Source organism: Bacillus sp. ISL-55 (genome assembly GCF_018613155.1).
Taxonomy (GTDB): Bacteria; Bacillota; Bacilli; order Bacillales; family Cytobacillaceae; genus Mesobacillus.
In genome coordinates, this window is sequence record NZ_JAGGQU010000009.1 from 100217 (window position 1) to 118138 (window position 17922).

The window sequence follows — 17922 nt, forward strand, 5'->3', positions numbered from 1 at the left end:
ATCTATGAAGGACAGAAAACGCTTTCTTTTTTATCTGATTAGTTTTCCCTATTTTTTGTCACAATGCATGATTTTTTAAGAAATGCTGCTTTCGCTTTGATGGTAACATTCATTTATAACCCTATCACATGCTTTTAAATGAAGGTTCTTCCGTAACATTGATGAATGAGCTCGAAAAATAGGTTTGAAAGTTTTTATTAGGGTATAGAAAAGGGAGCCAGTCTGCAGGCAAGCAGTTTGGCGGGGGCAGTGAAATTTGAGGTTTTACATAATAATCACTTCCTCCTTATTTCATATAGAAATAGATACTGAATATGGAGGCTACTTATATGAAACATCCTTTGAACGTAACATCTGAAATTGGTGAGTTAAAATCCGTCGTCTTGCACCGGCCAGGAAAGGAAGTAGAAAACCTAACTCCTAAGTACCTAGAGAGACTTCTTTTTGACGATATCCCTTATTTACCCGCAGTACAGAGAGAACATGATTATTTCGCAGATGTACTAAGAAACCGCGGAGTCGAAGTTCTCTACTTGGAAAAATTAATGGAAGAAGCATTAAAAACTGATGAGTTACATCAACAGTTCATAGATCAGGTATTGAATGAAAGCAAGAGCAATTTGAATGGCTCGAGACAAACAGTGGAAGAGTATCTTCATTCTTTTTCAACTGATGAAATGATCCGAAAAGTCATGTCAGGGGTTCTTAAATCAGAAATCGAGCCAGAGAAAAAAGTCCACTTACATGAGCTGCTCGATGATTACTATCCTTTCTTTCTCGATCCAATGCCAAATCTTTATTTTACAAGGGATCCCGCAGCCGTAATTGGAAATGGTGTCTCTCTAAACAAGATGTGTGAAGGTGCAAGAAAAAGAGAATCATTGTTCATGGACTTTATCATTAAACACCATCCTAGATTCTCCGAGCATGATATTCCACATTGGTATGACCGTGATGAATATTATCCATTAGAGGGTGGAGACGAGTTGGTACTCAGTCGTGAGGTGATTGCGATTGGGGTTAGTGCAAGGACGTCTGCACAGGCGATTGAAAAATTGGCGAAACGGATTTTTGCAAGGAACGGTACCATTAAAAAAGTAGTTGCAGTTGAAATTCCTAAATTAAGAGCTTATATGCATCTTGATACTGTATTTACAATGGTTGATCATGAGAAGTTCACAATCCATCATGGAATTGAAGGCCCTAATGGAAATATGAAAATCTATATTCTCGAAAAAGGCATGGATCCTGACTCTCTTAATATTTCTGAACGCTCAAACCTGACACAAACACTAAAGGAAGTCCTTGGTCTTCAAGAACTCGTACTGATTCCTTGTGGAGGCGGACATGAAATCGCCGCGGCCCGGGAGCAGTGGAACGACGGCTCCAATACACTTGCGATTGCACCAGGTGTGGTCGTTACCTATGACCGTAACTATGTTTCGAATGACTTGTTGCGTAAAAATGGAGTCGAAGTCATTGAGATTCCAAGTTCGGAGCTATCACGAGGACGAGGCGGCCCGCGTTGTATGAGCATGCCGATTTATCGGAAAGATCTTTGATTAAAAAAAGCAGTCCCCTTGGGACTGCTTTAAATGTTTGTTCTAGCTGGTTGCAAGGTAGCTTTGCAGCTCTTTGATCAATTGTTCTGCTCCCTCTTTGCTTAAAACGATTTTACCTTCTGCGAGCGTCATGTTGTCATTGCTGATCGTTCCCGTAATGAGACAAGTCAGATCTGGCTGGTATTTCTTCAGGATAATCATATCCTCATCAACAAAAATTTCAAGCGGATCACTTTCCCCGATACTCAGTTTTTTCCTAAGCTCCATAGGAATGACCACTCTGCCAAGCTGATCTGTTTTCCTCACAATTCCTGTAGCCTTCATATAGCATCCTTCCCTTCAAAAAAATTATGGGATGTGGATGTCAATTCTTTGAATAAATTCTAGCCCAATACAATTATAGCAAAACGAGGCATAAGTTTACATTATTAATGTGTCGGTTTAAGCAATCAGTGTTTGACCGTTCCTATGATTTATCTAAGTATCAAAGTACCTGTAATAATCGAATTAAAGCCTATTCCAACCACAAAAAGGCTAAACTCTAATATTAGAATTTAGCCCCCTGGTGTTATTTATGGTGAAAAGGACATTTGCCTTCTATTGGTTTGCTGTCGTCTCCGATAAAATACATTTTCCATTCTCGATGATCCGGGTCGCCATAATGGCTTACATTAGGGTGCTTTGGCAGGTTGTCCCATTTCTCAACACGCTCCCTTACCTTTTCCCGTGACATAATTCCGCCCTTTGAAGTTCCTTCAAGTCCCTCAAAAATTCGACGCGGCTGAAAACCAAGAACAAGACTATTGCCCAGGTCCCTCGTTTTTCGCTGCTTATAGGCGGGTGCATTTCCGAAAGCAAAAAATGGTTCACCTGCAAATGAAAATGCCCATAAATGATGGTCAGGATCTTTCGGATAATCTGCCGGCCAAGGCTGCGTATCTTTTTCATGTAAGAACTGAAGTACATTCCAAAAGTATTCACGATAATATTCAATTGTCTTTTCTTCGATTTCAGGCTCGACGAATACAAACAGCCCATGTCTAATTAGAGGCTTGGAATCATCAAACAACGCAATGAATTCTTCAATAGCGCCGGGCAATTGATCCCAATTGTCACGGCTTATATAAGAATAGCGGAGTTCTCCTTTTTTCTCGGCAGACATTCCAAAATAGCAAGGAAACTCCCGATTTGTGACAACATCCCGGAAACTTTCATATTCTTTTATTACCCATTCAGGCACAAGGTCTGCATTGACCATATCTTCCTTTGTAAACAAATAACTATTGGTAACTGCCATGTTTTACACCTCAACTTAGTTAGTCAGTTACCATTTACCCTGTCTCTATAGTCCTAAACTTTAAAATGTAAAAGCACGCATTATCGCGTGCTTTTACTTTGTCTTTATCTTACTCCCTGGCTCTGTGGAGCGGATGAACCATTATTCTTCAATAAAACCTTTAGTCCTGAACCGATATCAGATGCAAGAATGTAATTCCTGTCCACAAACACTCCCCAGACATCGCTTCTTTCAGGTACATAATGGCCTACTTGAACAGGTACCGCTGGGTCTGTTATATCAACTGCATATACTCCTCCTGCATAGTGGGACAAGTACAATGTGTTTCCCTGGACTTTAGGGTCGTGGACTGTATTTGCGAATGTAACCTTATCCTCGACGTTATCAACTAAATCAGTCTTGAACTCACTTAGCAATTTAGGATTCGTTTTATCCTTGATATCGAAGATCCTTGTGTAGCCATAGGATTGTTCATAACCTGCTTTCGTTGGGTTATAGACTTCCCTTGTCTCAATTAGTACATTTCCTCCTTTAGCAAGGGTAGCTGAGTGTGCGGAACCCTGCTGGTCGGAGCCGAAATCTGTACGTCCAAGGTATTTAGGGTTTTCAGGACTGCTGATGTCAAAAATGACTGTTCCCAGATCCCACATGGAGACATATGCATATTTTCCGGTTTCATCGATCATCGTGCTGTGATTGAAGACAGGGCGGGTTTTTCCATCAGGAGAACTCCAATGGTATCCGTTAAAATCGTCGGGAATTTCCTCCAGCGTCCTTGGATCGAACTCCCATAGTTTTTGAGGGTTAGCAGGGTCGCTGACATCGACAACCTGGAAGTCTTTCTCCTCCCCATGGCTATAATAGTCTGCATAAGGATTAGCAGCTAGTACAATGGCGCGGTTGCCCTGCATCGTTAAGTATAATTCATGTGTTCCATTTGTCTTTTTCGTAACTTCATAGAAGCCAAGCTTGTTTGGTTCTGTAGGATTTGTTACGTCATAAAGCAAGAATCCGCCTTTTGAGTCAGGGTTATTGCGGTTAAGCTGCTGGACGCTCACCACGGCAAGATCCCCTTTAAACGATGGCGTGTTGACGCTTTTTACTATCACTTTTTCCTGCCAGGTTCCTGGGATATCATTATTGGCAAAAACAGCAACCTCTTTAGGATTTGATGGATCCTTCATATCAAATACCCTTACCCCGCCATTGCCGCCATTTTTTGTGTGAGTTCCAAGGTAGGAATAGCCTTTATGGGCAAAGACATCTGCAAAACTGTTCTGCTTTCCGTCAGCCCTTACCGTTTCCATTTGAGGAGCAGCTGCTTCATGCAAGAATTGAAGGTTTTTGCTGCCCTCCATTAGTGGGACAGAAACGTTGCTATATCCAGCCCTCTCTCCTTTTTCAATATTTACATCCCCAAGTTCGTCATGGGCAAGGACATTGAATGGGACCGTAGAAACCGTCAGAGCACCAGCTAAAATAAGACTCGATAACAAGCGTTTTTTCATAATTTAAACCTCCTTCTATGTATTGAATAACAATATAGCAGAGGTGAAAACTAGAAACCAAACAAAAAACAGTAAATTTTGTAAATTCAGTTAATTTATCCTAATTTTGTATTTCACTCCTATGTCTATGGTAGTTGTTTCGGATTCCGAATTAGGTAAAATTCCACAAAGGTGATAGGAACAGTTTCCATATCTTCCTGCCTAGAAAACGCTGGTCGAAAACCAGAGATTTTAGTATGATTAAGAAATGTGATTGTAAAATATTTGTTCTCTTAAAATAGATTAAAGCGAGGATTTTATCATGAGTTTATTAAATGTAGAAAATTTAAGCCACACATTTGGGGATCGTACCCTTTTTAAAGACGTTTCCTTTCGTTTGCTAGCAGAAGACCATGTTGGTCTTGTAGGAGCGAACGGTGTCGGAAAGTCGACATTGATGAATATCATTACCGGGCAGTTGATACACGACTCCGGTAAAGTTGAATGGACTCCAGGTGTTGAGTATGGATATCTTGACCAGCATACAGTTTTGACACCCGGAAAAACAATCCGTGATGTATTGCGTGATGCGTTTCTTCCTCTTTTTAAGAAAGAAGAAGAATTAAATGAAGTTACTGGGAAAATGGCTGATGCCTCACCAGAAGAACTTGAAAAATTACTTGAACAAATGGCTGAAATTCAGGATGCCTTAGATGCAGGAGGTTTCTACTCCCTTGATATGGAGGTCGAAGAAGCTGCGCGGGGTCTTGGGTTGGACGCAATCGGTATCGACCGCGATGTTTCTGCTTTGAGCGGCGGTCAGCGTACAAAAGTTCTGCTTGCAAAGCTATTGCTTGAAAAGCCAAAGGTTCTCCTGCTTGATGAACCTACCAACTACCTTGATGTCGAGCATATCCAGTGGCTCACAAAATACTTGAAGGATTACCCTTATGCTTTTATCCTGATTTCACATGACACTGAATTCATGAACCCGGTTTCAAATGTTATTTTCCAGCTGGAATTTTCAAAGCTGACTCGCTATACTGCGACCTATGAAAAATTCTTGGAATTGGCCGAGATTAACAAGAATCAGCATATCAACGCATATGAAAAGCAAAAGGAATTCATCAAGAAACAAGAAGATTTTATTGCGAAAAATAAGGCGCGCTATTCGACAACAGGACGGGCAAAAAGCCGACAAAAGCAGCTTGATCGTATGGAACGGATTGACAGACCCGAAACAGCGGTCAAACCTACTTTTGAATTTAAAGAATCCCGCGCAAGCAGCCGTTATGTATTTGAAGGCACAGACTTTGAAATTGGTTATACTCATCCACTTCTCCCTAAAATGTCGGTTACGATCGAGCGCGGTGAGAAGATTGCGATTGTCGGAATGAATGGTGTCGGTAAATCGACCTTGTTAAAAACGATGCTTGGGAAAATCCCTGCATTGAGCGGTAAAATCGAACGCGGCGACTTCCTCTTCCCTTCATACTTCGAACAGGAAGTAAAAGCAGGAAGTATCACTCCGATTGAGGATGTCTGGAGCGAGTTCCCAGGCATGGATCAGCATCAGGTCCGCGCTGCATTAGCACGTGGCGGCCTAAAGAATGAACATATTTCCCGTCCGTTGAACCAGCTCAGCGGCGGTGAGCAGGCGAAAGTCCGCCTGACAAAATTGCTTATGCACGAAAGCAATTGGCTTCTGTTCGACGAACCTACCAACCACCTTGACATCACTGCGAAAGCGGAGTTAAAGCGTGCGTTAAAGGCATATAAAGGAACGATTGTCCTCGTCAGCCACGAACCAGATTTCTACGAAGACTGGGTAACAAAAGTTTGGAATGTCGAAGAATGGATTGAAAAAGCAAAATAGATCCAAAGGAACCTGACGGCTATTCCGTCAGGTTTTTCATTTTTTATATTTCTGACAACTCCTAAAAGAACTTGTTGAAAACAGGATAAAATTGAGATTTCGAACTGCTTGAACAATGAATTCTCCTAGTCTCCCATAATATTCATATTAAATTTCATCAAAAATGTATTGAGTTATCCAGTAGTTATTGATAAATTTTATAGGGTGCATAAAATTTATTTATAAAGGTGATAAATAATGAAAAAAATGATTACATTATTAAGCTTGCTGATGATCTTTAGCCTTGCGGCTTGTTCTGACAATGGTACAGACGAGGGACAAAAAGATACAAAAACAGAAAGTATTAAAATCGGTGCGATTCCTGACCAGAATGCAGCAGACTTAAACAGGAGCATGGAGGATTTTGCGAAGGACCTGGAAAAAAAGACAGGATTGAATGTTGAGTATGTCCCTTCTGTCGACTATTCAGCGCTTGTTACGGCATTTGAACGAGGCGAAATCCAGCTAGCTTGGTTTGGCGGCCTTACTGGTGTACAGGCGAGAAACTTAGTTCCTGAAGCTGAAGCTTTTGCACAAAGACCAATCGATGAAAAGTTTAAATCCGTATTTATTGCCAACAGTGATGTAAAAATTGAGAAGTTGGAAGATTTAAAAGGAAAGTCATTTACTTTTGGCAGTGAGAGCTCGACTTCCGGTCATTTAATGCCGCGCTACTTTATGATGGAAGCTGGCATAGACGCGGATCAGGACCTTGATGGAAAGCCTAACTACTCCGGTTCACATGATAAAACATATAAGCTGGTAGAATCAGGTGCATATCAGACTGGCGCATTAAATATTTCTGTATGGGAAGCAGCTGTAAAAGAAGGCAAAGTAGATGAATCAAAGGTGAAAGTATTTTATACAACACCTGAGTACTATGATTACAACTGGACTTTAAACAAGATGGATGATGAAACTAAAGCTAAACTAAAAGAAGCTATCCTTTCCATGACTTCTGAGGATAATGAAATCATGGAATTATTGCAAACCGATAAATTCATAGAGACAAAGAATGAAAATTACGAAGCCATAGAAAAGGTCGCAAAGCAACTCAAGATCATCAAGTAGGTGGAATACATGCAAGAAATAATAAATCTCCATCAAATATCGAAAATCTACGAGCGGAAGATTGCCTTATCCTCCCTTTCTTTTACTGTAAAAAAGGGAGAATTGGTTGGACTTATCGGTCCAAGCGGAGCAGGAAAAACTACTCTCCTGAACATGCTGGCAACCATACTAACTCCTGATCAAGGTCAAATCCTAATCGACGGCCACCCTTTAACCGATTTAAAGGACCAGAAAAAGAGAGCAAAAAAAATCGGTATCATTCGCCAACAGTTTGATTTAGTTGGAGAGCTTCCAGTCATCCATAATGTCCTTGCTGGAAGGCTGTCTGAATGGGGGATTTTCAAATCGATACTTTCCATGCTGATCCCTCAGGATAAGGAATATGCCATCCAGGCACTGAGTCGTGTCGGATTAACGGAAAAATTGTATGAAAAAACCTCGTCTCTCTCAGGCGGTGAACAACAACGGGTAGCGCTCGCAAGACTCCTTGTCCAAAGTCCTGAAATTGTTTTAGCAGATGAGCCGGTTGCTTCATTGGATCCTGCTCGTGCGGAAGACGTTCTGGAATTATTGGTTAAAATCGCTTTAGAGGAGAACCAAACACTCATTGCAAGCCTACATTCAGTGGAATATGCAAGGAAATACTTCGATAGATTGATAGCCCTTAAAGATGGTGAACTCTTCTTTGACCTCCCCGCTTCCTCCGTAACTGATGACCATATCAATAGCCTTTACAGACTAAAGGAGATAACTTGATATGGATAAAAGATGGTTGAGCTTTGAGCTGCATAAACGAAAAATTCTATCACTGATCCTTTCGTTGGCATTTGTCATGAGCTTGTTCTCTATCGAATGGAATAACGACTTGGTTCACGGCAAAGGGTTCACTACAGCTAAACAGATTGCGGCAGCATTTTTCACTCCTGATTTGACCGGTGATATCCTGTTTCTGGCCTTGGAGTCAAGCTGGACTACTCTTTCCTACGCCGTTGCTGGTATGAGTTTAGCCATAATAATTGCCTTTTTTTACGGCGTTCCCGCCTCGGGAATTATAGTAGCAAACGGGAAAGCCAGACGTTATATCCGAAGTTTTTTCAGAGGGCAGCTTGGATTCATGAGAGCCATTCATGAACTCGTTTGGGCCTGGTTATTCGTCGCCTCGATCGGTCTCTCCCCTTTTGCCGCGATTTTTGCACTGGCTATACCTTACGGCGGCATCCTGGGAAGGATTTTTGCAGATATGCTGGAGGACATACCGAGGGAACCGATAAAAGCTTTGGAAGCGGCAGGCGCTTCTAAATTGCAGACTTTATGGTATGGTTACCTTCCAATGGTCAGGGCGAGCATTACCAGTTATGCGATGTACCGATTTGAGTGCGCAGTTCGTTCATCTGCGATTATGAGCTTTGTCGGTATCGGCGGCCTGGGGTATCAAATTCAATTAAGTCTTGATGATCTTCATTATGATGAAGTTTGGACTTTTGTGTTCTTTTTAATTGCCCTAGTCCTCATCATCGATCTTTGGAGCAACCAATTAAGAAAGAGGCTGGTACAATGAAGAAATATAAACTTAGCTTCGTGACAGCTTCTGTCTATGCTCTATTGCTACTTATGATTGGATCCTGGGCATCAATATTTATTGTAGAAAAAGCTAGCTGGTCCTTACTGTTTTCAGAAAAAAATCTTTTTTACGCTAGCAAGTTCTTCAAAGGGCTTTTGGGTATAGATGAAGAAAGTCCGGCTTATCTTAATGCCAAAAACTGGAAAAACGCATTGGATCTTACGATCGAAACATTGGTCATGAGTGTGATGGCTACTGGCTTTGCGACAATTGCGGCACTCCTGACAGTTGTGCCAGCAGCAAGGAATGTTGCAGACGGGTCCCTCACGCTGGCTAAAAAATGGCATGGCTGGCTTTCATTTGGTGTTGTTCGCGGAGGATATATCTTTTCTCGGGCAGTCCCGGAGCTTGTTTGGGCAATGATCATCATCTTCATTTTTAAACCTGGAATATTGCCGGGTGCAATCGCACTTGCTCTTCATAATTTCGGGATTCTTGGGAAGCTTTTTGCAGAGGTCATCGAAGATATAGACTCAAGGCCGGTTCGGAATCTTTCTTCATCCGGGGCAGGACGCTTTCAGCTCTTTTTGTATGGAGTATTGCCAGCTGCTCTTCCCCGATTTCTGACGTATATCCTTTACCGTTGGGAGGTCATCATGCGAACGACGATTGTCGTGGGTTTTGTAGGCGCAGGAGGCCTGGGCCAGCAATTCAAGCTGAGCATGAGTTTCTTCCATTACACAGATATTACGCTCTTGCTATTTTTCTATCTCCTTCTGGTTTTCGCAGCAGACTACATTTCAGAAAAAGCGAGAATCTTCATAAAATAAATCCGGCCATGCCTGGCCGGATTTTCCCTTATAAAATATCAATTTTGTCCAGACCGTTTTCCAGGAAGTATTTTTCATAACGTGCTTTCAGTTGGAAAAGCCGATTGATCTTTTGTTCGATAGAAGCATTGATGCTGACTTCACGCTTCAAATCAATCGTTGCTAGCTTATGGGTAAGCTGATCCCAAAAGACATCTTCCTCGTACTCATCAATAATCGCTTCTACCGTATCCCTGAGCTCTTCTGAAAGATAGTAATACTCCTCTTCCTCATCATAGTAAATCCCGTCACCAGCTTCAAAGTCCCTTGATAGAGAAAAAATATATTGTTCAAGATCCTCCGCTTTACTCACCAGTTCCTGATTTGCTTCAGTCAGTCCTAAAGGCCAGTTTCCAAGCTGCAATAGTTTCACGAGTGTTAAATATTGTTCCCTTGAAAGGTCAATTCTCATATAACCCTCCCCTTTCATATGCTTGTTTCATATATATGAAAGAACACTGGCTGGCTTTCCTAAATATAACTCAAGCTGGGTCTTTTTTTGTTAACGGCTTTTTCTGACACTCAAAATATACTCCTCTAAATAAAACGGCAAGCCGCTGATCAAGGGCTTGCCGGGTTCTATTTACACCTAGTTACTAATATTGATTGCCTTACCTAATAGCTGAATATCTTTATAAATCTCATTTTTCAGTTCCTTATCCTCGCATTGCGCGTACTCAACGAATAGACGGCCAAGTTCTTTGATAAATAACAGATGTTCTTCGACTGCAACCATACAGAGACCCCTTTACACAGAAGATGACCAGTGGCTAATGCTGCGATTCTATTTCTGTTGACCAGAATATTTACCCGTTAAGATTGATATCAAACTACCAATTTTTATAATTATATGTCAGTACTGTCCACTATATGACAACCAGTTTGTTTAGCGTCCAATTCTTTAAGGTAATTAATAGGAAGAGACATAAAATTTCAGGGGGTTAAAGACATGTGGATTCAACGACCTTTTTTTAAATACGCAACCGGAACCATTCTCCTGCTGCTTATCATTTTCCTCTTTGGTAAGATAGACTACTTTTTGTGGCCGCTGCAGAACTTTATTATCGCCATTTTCTTTCCTGTTTTGATATCCGGTCTTTTCTATTATATATTAAGGAAACCAGTTCGTTGGTTTAATCGATACATGCCAAAAATAGTAAGCATTGTGATTGTCTTTGTTCTGGCAGCTGGGTTCTTTTCGGGATTTATTTATTTTGCAGGTTCCCAATTAGGAGAACAGATCAGCGAAATGAAGGGAAACTTTCCTGAAAAAGTAGATGATATCACGGAAGAGTCGAAAAAAGTCATCAATGATAATCAGCTTGGTTTTGTTAATGCAGATGAATTCAAGCAAAGAGCACTGAACTATTTGAGCACGGTCACACAAGGTCTGGGAGAAAATCTCATGACGGTATTTTCGGTGATCACTAGTGTCGCGACTGTTCTTGTCGTTGTTCCGTTTCTTGCGTTCTTCTTTTTAAAGGATGATGAAAAGTTAAGGCCTTATATTTTGAAACTAATTCCCGAAGAACATGTGCAGGAAGGCAATAAAATACTAAAAGATATAGATAGAACACTATTCACCTATGTTACTGGCCAATTCATCATCGCCCTTGTTGACGGGACACTGATGTATATTGGATATAAGATCATCGGCCTTGATTATGCCCTTATCCTTGCGATTTTCACGATGCTTTTAACAGTCGTTCCATTCCTGGGCCCACTTATAGGTGTTATTCCAGCTTTATTCGTTGCCCTGACAAGCAGTCCAATGATGATGTTGAAGGTATTGATTGTCCTGGTAATCGTGCAACAGCTTGAAGGGAATCTTGTTACTCCTCAAGTGATGGGTAAAAAACTCAACATCCACCCGATTACTGTCATTCTTCTGTTAATTGCTGCCGGTTCCATATACGGCTTTGTGGGTATCCTGATCGCCATACCACTTTATTCTGTAGTCAAGATTGTCATAAAGGATGTATGGAAATTTTATAAACTTAGGGAAAAGAGGAACCTGTTCACCCCTGATTCATGAACAAAAAGCGCAAGCGCCTCGTTCAGCCCCGACAAGCGCTGGAGCTGGATTAAGAAAACCACAGGCAGTTATCCACACCTAAATAATTTTATAATTTCCTTAACAAAAACAAATCACAAAAGGCCAGCAAAGAAGCTGGCCTTTTGTCTGTTTAATTTGTATTCTTTCCTCCATCCTCCAACCCAGCCTGAATAAGAGGGCGGACTGATGAATCTGTCAACAGGCCGCTATGGCTCACACCACTAATTTCAACATTTTCTGCTCCATTTATTATTGAGCTCGTATAAGGGTTAATGACTGTATCAGCACTGCTGGAAATTGATGTGTATTGAATCGGTGCTGAAGTGTCACTGCCATTTGGTGTTTCATCAACACTGTTTAAGTCGTTCAGGAAAGCACTTCCGGGAACCATTTCTCGTGCTCCCTGAGTCCATAACCCAAAATAGGAAGAGTTTGTTCCGTGATGAGGGGAACCTAAGGTGATTACATCATCGACTTTTTGGGCACCTTCCAGGTATTTTACATAGTATCGAGTACTAAGCCCACCCATACTATGTGCGACTATATCTACTTTTGATGCTTTCGTTTGGCGCAAGACGTTTTTAACAAATGATTGCAGTTCATACGCATTGTTGACACTGCTTCCTGTTGTATCTGAATATTGGATAGCATACAGGTAATTGGCCGGCCATCCCTGACTAACAAGCCATTGTTTCAAGTTATCAAAGCTGGAAGATGAACCTGTAAAACCGTGGACAAAAATGACTGGATCCTTCTCTGAAGCAACAGGCACTTTTTTTGCCGCTTCGGCTGTTGAAAAGACGGATAGAAGAAAGACCATTGTAATAGCTAAACTAATCAAACCCCTGAACTTGTTCATTAAAACCCTCCTAAACTTTTTATCTATTAATCTTATGGCGGCGCTTTCATAAAATTCCTCTATCATGTCAAATATCACGTCGCCATACAGGACCAATTAGCCACGACAAACAAAATTCTCCAGCCGCTCGGTTTGGTAAATTCCGAATAAAACTTCAAGGTATTGGACATTCTATTTGCGATTCAAAAATTAGGAGGATTTGCCAATGAAACGAATTAGCGTACAAATGCTTGGTCTCATCATGACCTTCCTTTTGTTCACTGGGTGCAATACATATACGGATGAGGGCACAGAAACTTATCAGATAAATAACGATGGGGCACAAATACAGAATATCAACCAGGAGTACACCTCCAATTCATATAATCAAACATACAGGATGCATGTGGATGAAAATTTGGAGGAACAGGTGGAAATGCTGAATGAAGTTCAAAGCGCAACCGTCATTACGGTGCAAAGAAATGCGTATGTTGCAGTAGTCCTTGAAAATGGTGATACAGATGCTGTTCCAGGTGATATAAAAACCAAAATTGCTCAACAGATCAAAGTCTCCGATGAGTCCATCGCTGATGTTTATGTATCATCCAATGCAGACTTTGTCGTCAGTATGACAGACTACAGGGAGCAGCTTCTGAGCAGGAGACCGATCGTAGGGCTAACTGAAGATTTCAATGATACTATCGAAAGGTTTTTTCCTAAAAATCGTTAATAATAACCGTTAAAGGGCATCGAAAAGATCGATGCCCTTTTTTTACCAGATAAGAAAGTGTAAATTTCCACTTCGAGAATTGTCTAGCTTCAGCGCCTAGTCCCTCGAGTCGCTTCGGTCCGCCCAATGNNGGCTGAACAAGGCGCTTACGCATTTCTTATTTAAGATGGCAATTGTGTTTCTCCCCCGCTTTTACCACCCATAAGCACTTCATCAATCATTTTATCCAGCCTGATTATGCTTTGTTTTGCGCGCTCATGTTCTATTTTCCTGTAATGATGGTTTCCGCCTTCTTCTTCGTCTTTTTCATCTGCCCATTTCACTACCTGCTGCAGTGGCGTACGGATAATATCGTTTGAAGGCAAGAAGGAGTCTGTATGGAAAAGGATTGCAAGTGAAGTGGCTTTTGCCTGCACGGGGTTTTCACCCAATCGGATTAAGAGTTTATGCGCTCTCTCCGCTCCCTTAATTGGATGGATGTCATTTTTTCTGTATAGCTCGTAGTCCCATTTGCCGTTCCTGTACCAGGTAAAATGCCCTATATCATGCAGGAAACCGGCTTTCGCTGCAATATCTACATCCACCTTATGCTCCCTGGCAAGATGGAATGCGTGGTAAGCGACAGCGATAGCATGGGCCATGCCAGAACGCTTCAAGTATTTTTGGGCAATATGGTGTTCAAATATGTCCAAAAGAGTTACATCCCTCATTTCATAACCTCCTTAGCTGATGTGATACCCTCATTTTTATGAATGTTAACAGAAATCATCCAGAAATGCACTTTTTTGCATCCTACCTTTCACATAGCCTGTTTTCGTAAAGATTGTTGTTAAAATCCTAAAGCCGATTTTAACGTAATATAAGGCCATTGCAGGTCGGAATTAAGTTTGCATGCTCTTTTCTCACAAAAGAGTCAACTTTACGAAGAAAAACGGTCATTAAATCCTATTTTGTAGTCAAATAGCAAAAAAGTTTGAGAAAAGAGCCTTCATAAAACAAAGCTGGCAAAGGATCAAAACATTCCCCCTTTGCCAGCTTTTATTAGTTCCAGTTTTTCATTTTCATGATTAAACTCTCTTTTAACTTTGCCAAGAGAGTTTTCTCCCCTCTAGCTCCTTTTTGTTTATTCCACTCATTGAAGCTGGCAGCACTGATCAGGATCGATCCGGCGATCAAGAGGTAACCCCACCAAGGGAGATTTCCCCAGAATGGGCGGGTTTGCAGAACCACATTAAGAAGCAAAACTCCCGCCCCAACAAAGAAATAAGCTTTTACTCTCAGCCACATTCCGGCCAGCATGGAAATCAGCGACAGCGATCCAAGAATCAGGGCATCATAAACCGTATTGCTTTCCAAGCCATCCTGAATGAGCATAAGAGATACCAACATCAACACCGCCCACTGAATATAGCTGGTGATTTGCTTGCTTCTCGCTTTGAACATATATCGTAAGAAAATCACAAGGGCCACGAGTGGAAGTACGTATACCTCCCTTTCAAATAAGGCCGGGATATTAAGCTGCTCTACGGCTGTATAATAAGGAATCAGCAGGTAAGCCCCTGCGATAAATTGAATGACACTTACTCCTTTACCATGAACCCTGTTCTTCTGCAGCCATAATCCTGCAGATAGAAGGAGTCCATGGACAATGAGCGCCCAGAAGGTTTCACCATTCATTAGTGCCACGGAAACAATGAACAAGAACCCGACTATTGAATAAGCATCCATGCTTTGCAGTCCAAAAACTCCTCCCTTTTCCCAGAGATTGCTATAAATCCTTCTCCCTGAAAAAATAAGCAAAATTCCTGATCCTGAAAGAATAGCGATATCCCAATACACATGCAGCTGTGCCAGGAACATGATTTGGATTGTGCCGTAAAAGATCATTAATAACGGGATCATTGCGGCTAAATCCCATTTCACTATATGGAGCAAAACCAATATCGCTGCTGCATAACCAATTGTTATACCGAACAACAGCCAGCTGTATGGATATGCTGCCAGAAAGCTTGCTACTCCTAAGAGTGAAATCGGGACAAGATAATATAAGGTTCTTTGTTTAAAACTCGCGGTTGACAATACCCAGAATAGAGTCAACAAAATACTTGTCACCAGGAAGGCGTAATGGCCTGTATCTGTTTCTGTAAAATGACTGATACCCGTCTTGATCGTCAGGAACAACGTAGTGAATGCAGCGTATAAGAACGATTTCACTTTCCATTCCTTTTTCACAAAGAAAATACTCGCTGCATAGACTCCCGTTCCAACCAAGTAGCTTAAGATCGCTTCATCCCCGTACATGATAAACTCAACTGCCATTATTGGAGCGAGGTAGATATGAGCAATCCATGAATAAGCAATTGCAAGACCTCTCTGCTTTTGAATAAGTAAAGCGGCTGCCCCCAGCAATAACCATCCGCCTCCTGGGATGATTAAAGACTCTAGTGTTGTACTAAAATCAAATATCTTCTGATTGATTGAGTCCACTGTAATCAGGTACCAGGCAAGGCTGACTAAACCTGAGAAGAATGCGACCAGTGACTGCTTTGTGATTCTATAAAGCAAGAGAGACATCAAGATTCCGCCAAGCCAAATGAGCGATTCTCCGTAAATATTTGATATAGGAAATACAAATGTGTAAAACAGGCTTGCTGCATAGAAACCATGAGAACTGAAAAAAGCATTCCGCGCCAGTATGGTTTCCTTTGTTTTGCGAAGGCCAATACCGACAGCCAGCAACAATACTCCCGCCAGCGCTAAATTTCCTGGCATTCCGAGTAAATCGTTATAAAAGCTTGAGTGAATCCGTACTTCCTCAAATATTGAAGCTGCTGATAAGCCCAGCGAGATAGGCACTGCCCATTGAGCAATTAATGGCAAAAACGGTCTCTTGTCGATTTTCATCATGACATAAAATGCATAGCTGGTCAGCGAGAACATCAGGGCCAGCTCCCACCAGCCGAACATGGAAAAAGCAACAAGTATCATGAAAAGCATGATCAACATACCAACATCACGTGAGCTAGTTTTGATGGATTGAAGATATTTCAACTTGACCAGCCAGCCTGTAAGAATGAAGAGAACGAATCCAATAAAATAAATTGGCAAAACAAGATTTTCGAAAACATTCCATTTTGCAATTTGCAAAACGGCTTCAAACATCGCGGCGGCAAGGAAAATCGGACTTAAATATTTGAAAATGATATTTTCATTGGTATTAGCCAGATAGATAAAATTAGCTGAAATGATCAGGTAAGCTGCCATAAGAATAAAGGATGGATTTCCTGCATGAATCATCAACCCTTCGGCTGTGATGAATAAAAAGGCAAGACCTGATACAACCCCACTGGTAATTTGAAAAGCTCTTTTCAAGGCGTATTTATCATCAATGAACTTTGGAACAAACAGAAACACGAACCCAAGAAGTGCATAACCAATTACACTTACTTCTGTAAACCACCAATTTTCAAGAATCTGATAGGCACCATAAACGAACATGGCACTAAAAACAAAATGATACTCTTTATGGCCATTAACGAAGATCATCGATAGATAGACAATAGCAGTCAAAATCAAATTGAAGCCGTTGAAGATATGATTTTCATAAAAGAAAAGCATTAACAAGGTAGACAGTACTAGGTTTGCCTGTGAATATACTGCAAGTTCCTTCGTGAAGAGCGGCAGTTGATCTTTTATTTTCAGCTGGTGATACGCTGCAATCAGAAGTGTATTGAAAATAATCAGGCCGAGGTAGAATCCGTCTGTTTTCAGTCCAATCGCGCTCAACACATATGCTGCTGCAATCGAAGTTGTTATAAACGTAAACCACACGAATAATCTCGAAGATAGCCTCTTTGCCAGAAAACCATAAATCGGAATCAACACTGAACTGCTTATTGCCCCTAATATGAAGCGGCCTTCTCCATAAAACGATAAATAAGGGCCGAGCAATTCAAACCAGCCTAGAGATAGGGTGAAGATAGGCAGGAAAAGGCTGCCAAGTACCACAAACGCAAAGGCTGTTTTTTCAATTTTAATGATCTTGTAGCTAATATAGGCAATTCCATAAAATAAAGCTGAAACCAATGCAATTGACCCTGTCTTCATCAATGGAGTCATACTTTCCCAGTTGCTTGTAGCTAGGTACAAACCACCAATCAAAAGCATGATCACCCCTATATTCAAAGACCAGGAAATATTCCGTTCACGAATCTCTTCCGCTGATTTTTTTGGTCTGGCTTTTACCGGGCGTGGTTTAGAATGTTGTAATTGTTTCTCCTTTACCACAACGCTATCTGTTGACTTAACTTTTTCGTTCTCAAGTCCAAGTACTTCAGGAGTATTGTTCTTAGTTGCCAAGTCTTCCACCTGCCGGTCTTTTGCCAGCAAATCAAGAAAGTATTCATTATGGGCTTCTGATACACTTTTATATTGCTCTGGTGAAACATAACCTAATTCTTTCAAATGATAGAGCTCATTCCGGAAAATCCTGCGTCTTTCCTCTTTAGGAGCATGTTCCATTTTAATCCCCCAATT

Annotated in this window: 16 protein-coding genes; 8 read left to right on the forward strand and 8 right to left on the reverse strand. The window is 41.2% G+C overall.

Annotated elements, in window-relative coordinates; all coding sequences use genetic code 11:
• The first annotated feature begins 329 nt into the window (after positions 1 to 329).
• Positions 330 to 1562, forward strand: a complete 1233-nt coding sequence (gene arcA / locus J7E32_RS05425) for an arginine deiminase (RefSeq protein ID WP_214904727.1) — start codon at positions 330 to 332, stop codon at positions 1560 to 1562.
• Positions 1563 to 1604: 42 nt separating this feature from the next.
• Here arcA and J7E32_RS05430 read toward each other — a convergent pair whose 3' ends face one another.
• The 3 genes from J7E32_RS05430 to J7E32_RS05440 all read right to left on the reverse strand — a co-directional run bounded on the left by J7E32_RS05430 (position 1605) and on the right by J7E32_RS05440 (position 4367).
• Complete coding sequence (locus J7E32_RS05430; protein WP_214904730.1) at positions 1605 to 1886, reverse strand: AbrB/MazE/SpoVT family DNA-binding domain-containing protein; 282 nt, start codon at positions 1884 to 1886, stop codon at positions 1605 to 1607.
• 244 nt (positions 1887 to 2130) lie between these two features.
• Positions 2131 to 2859 carry a YqcI/YcgG family protein gene (locus J7E32_RS05435; RefSeq protein ID WP_214904732.1) on the reverse strand — a complete coding sequence of 243 codons (729 nt, stop codon included), beginning with the start codon at positions 2857 to 2859 and terminating at the stop codon, positions 2131 to 2133.
• Between the two features lie 104 nt (positions 2860 to 2963).
• The gene (locus J7E32_RS05440) at positions 2964 to 4367 is read right to left on the reverse strand and encodes an LVIVD repeat-containing protein (protein WP_214904733.1); all 1404 of its coding nucleotides are present in this window, start codon (positions 4365 to 4367) and stop codon (positions 2964 to 2966) included.
• A 301-nt stretch (positions 4368 to 4668) separates the two neighbouring features.
• Between J7E32_RS05440 and J7E32_RS05445 the strand changes: the two genes are divergently transcribed.
• The 5 genes from J7E32_RS05445 to J7E32_RS22780 all read left to right on the forward strand — a co-directional run bounded on the left by J7E32_RS05445 (position 4669) and on the right by J7E32_RS22780 (position 9723).
• Positions 4669 to 6222, forward strand: a complete 1554-nt coding sequence (locus tag J7E32_RS05445) for an ABC-F family ATP-binding cassette domain-containing protein (protein WP_214904738.1) — start codon at positions 4669 to 4671, stop codon at positions 6220 to 6222.
• A gap of 237 nt (positions 6223 to 6459) precedes the next feature.
• Positions 6460 to 7332 (forward strand): putative selenate ABC transporter substrate-binding protein, encoded by an 873-nt coding sequence (locus J7E32_RS05450; RefSeq protein ID WP_214904741.1) that lies wholly within the window; start codon positions 6460 to 6462, stop codon positions 7330 to 7332.
• A 9-nt stretch (positions 7333 to 7341) separates the two neighbouring features.
• Positions 7342 to 8088, forward strand: a complete 747-nt coding sequence (locus J7E32_RS05455) for a phosphonate ABC transporter ATP-binding protein (RefSeq protein WP_214904744.1) — start codon at positions 7342 to 7344, stop codon at positions 8086 to 8088.
• Position 8089: 1 nt separating this feature from the next.
• Positions 8090 to 8890 carry a PhnE/PtxC family ABC transporter permease gene (locus J7E32_RS22775; RefSeq protein ID WP_286182745.1) on the forward strand — a complete coding sequence of 267 codons (801 nt, stop codon included), beginning with the start codon at positions 8090 to 8092 and terminating at the stop codon, positions 8888 to 8890.
• The gene (locus J7E32_RS22780) at positions 8887 to 9723 is read left to right on the forward strand and encodes a PhnE/PtxC family ABC transporter permease (protein WP_286182746.1); all 837 of its coding nucleotides are present in this window, start codon (positions 8887 to 8889) and stop codon (positions 9721 to 9723) included. The genes J7E32_RS22775 and J7E32_RS22780 overlap by 4 nt, the downstream gene beginning before the upstream one ends.
• 28 nt (positions 9724 to 9751) lie before the next feature.
• Here J7E32_RS22780 and J7E32_RS05465 read toward each other — a convergent pair whose 3' ends face one another.
• Positions 9752 to 10174: a hypothetical protein gene (locus J7E32_RS05465; protein ID WP_214904745.1), complete on the reverse strand. Its 423-nt coding sequence runs from the start codon at positions 10172 to 10174 to the stop codon at positions 9752 to 9754.
• Between the two features lie 177 nt (positions 10175 to 10351).
• Positions 10352 to 10498, reverse strand: coding sequence for a hypothetical protein (locus J7E32_RS05470; protein WP_214904748.1), 147 nt, complete (start codon positions 10496 to 10498; stop codon positions 10352 to 10354).
• Between the two features lie 213 nt (positions 10499 to 10711).
• Here J7E32_RS05470 and J7E32_RS05475 point away from each other — a divergent pair, with 213 nt between their 5' ends.
• On the forward strand, positions 10712 to 11797 hold the full coding sequence (locus J7E32_RS05475; RefSeq protein ID WP_214904761.1) for an AI-2E family transporter: 1086 nt from the start codon (positions 10712 to 10714) through the stop codon (positions 11795 to 11797).
• A 151-nt stretch (positions 11798 to 11948) separates the two neighbouring features.
• On the opposite strand, the gene J7E32_RS05480 is transcribed toward J7E32_RS05475, so the two are convergent.
• Positions 11949 to 12677: an esterase/lipase family protein gene (locus J7E32_RS05480; protein WP_214904764.1), complete on the reverse strand. Its 729-nt coding sequence runs from the start codon at positions 12675 to 12677 to the stop codon at positions 11949 to 11951.
• A 205-nt stretch (positions 12678 to 12882) separates the two neighbouring features.
• Here J7E32_RS05480 and J7E32_RS05485 point away from each other — a divergent pair, with 205 nt between their 5' ends.
• On the forward strand, positions 12883 to 13386 hold the full coding sequence (locus J7E32_RS05485) for a YhcN/YlaJ family sporulation lipoprotein (protein WP_214904767.1): 504 nt from the start codon (positions 12883 to 12885) through the stop codon (positions 13384 to 13386).
• Positions 13387 to 13547: 161 nt separating this feature from the next.
• Here the strand turns inward: J7E32_RS05485 and J7E32_RS05490 are convergent, their stop codons facing one another.
• Together J7E32_RS05490 and J7E32_RS05495 are read right to left on the reverse strand one after the other, a co-directional pair.
• Positions 13548 to 14096 carry an HD domain-containing protein gene (locus J7E32_RS05490; protein WP_214904770.1) on the reverse strand — a complete coding sequence of 183 codons (549 nt, stop codon included), beginning with the start codon at positions 14094 to 14096 and terminating at the stop codon, positions 13548 to 13550.
• A 331-nt stretch (positions 14097 to 14427) separates the two neighbouring features.
• Positions 14428 to 17907, reverse strand: coding sequence for a hypothetical protein (locus J7E32_RS05495; RefSeq protein WP_214904787.1), 3480 nt, complete (start codon positions 17905 to 17907; stop codon positions 14428 to 14430).
• Positions 17908 to 17922: the final 15 nt, after the last annotated feature.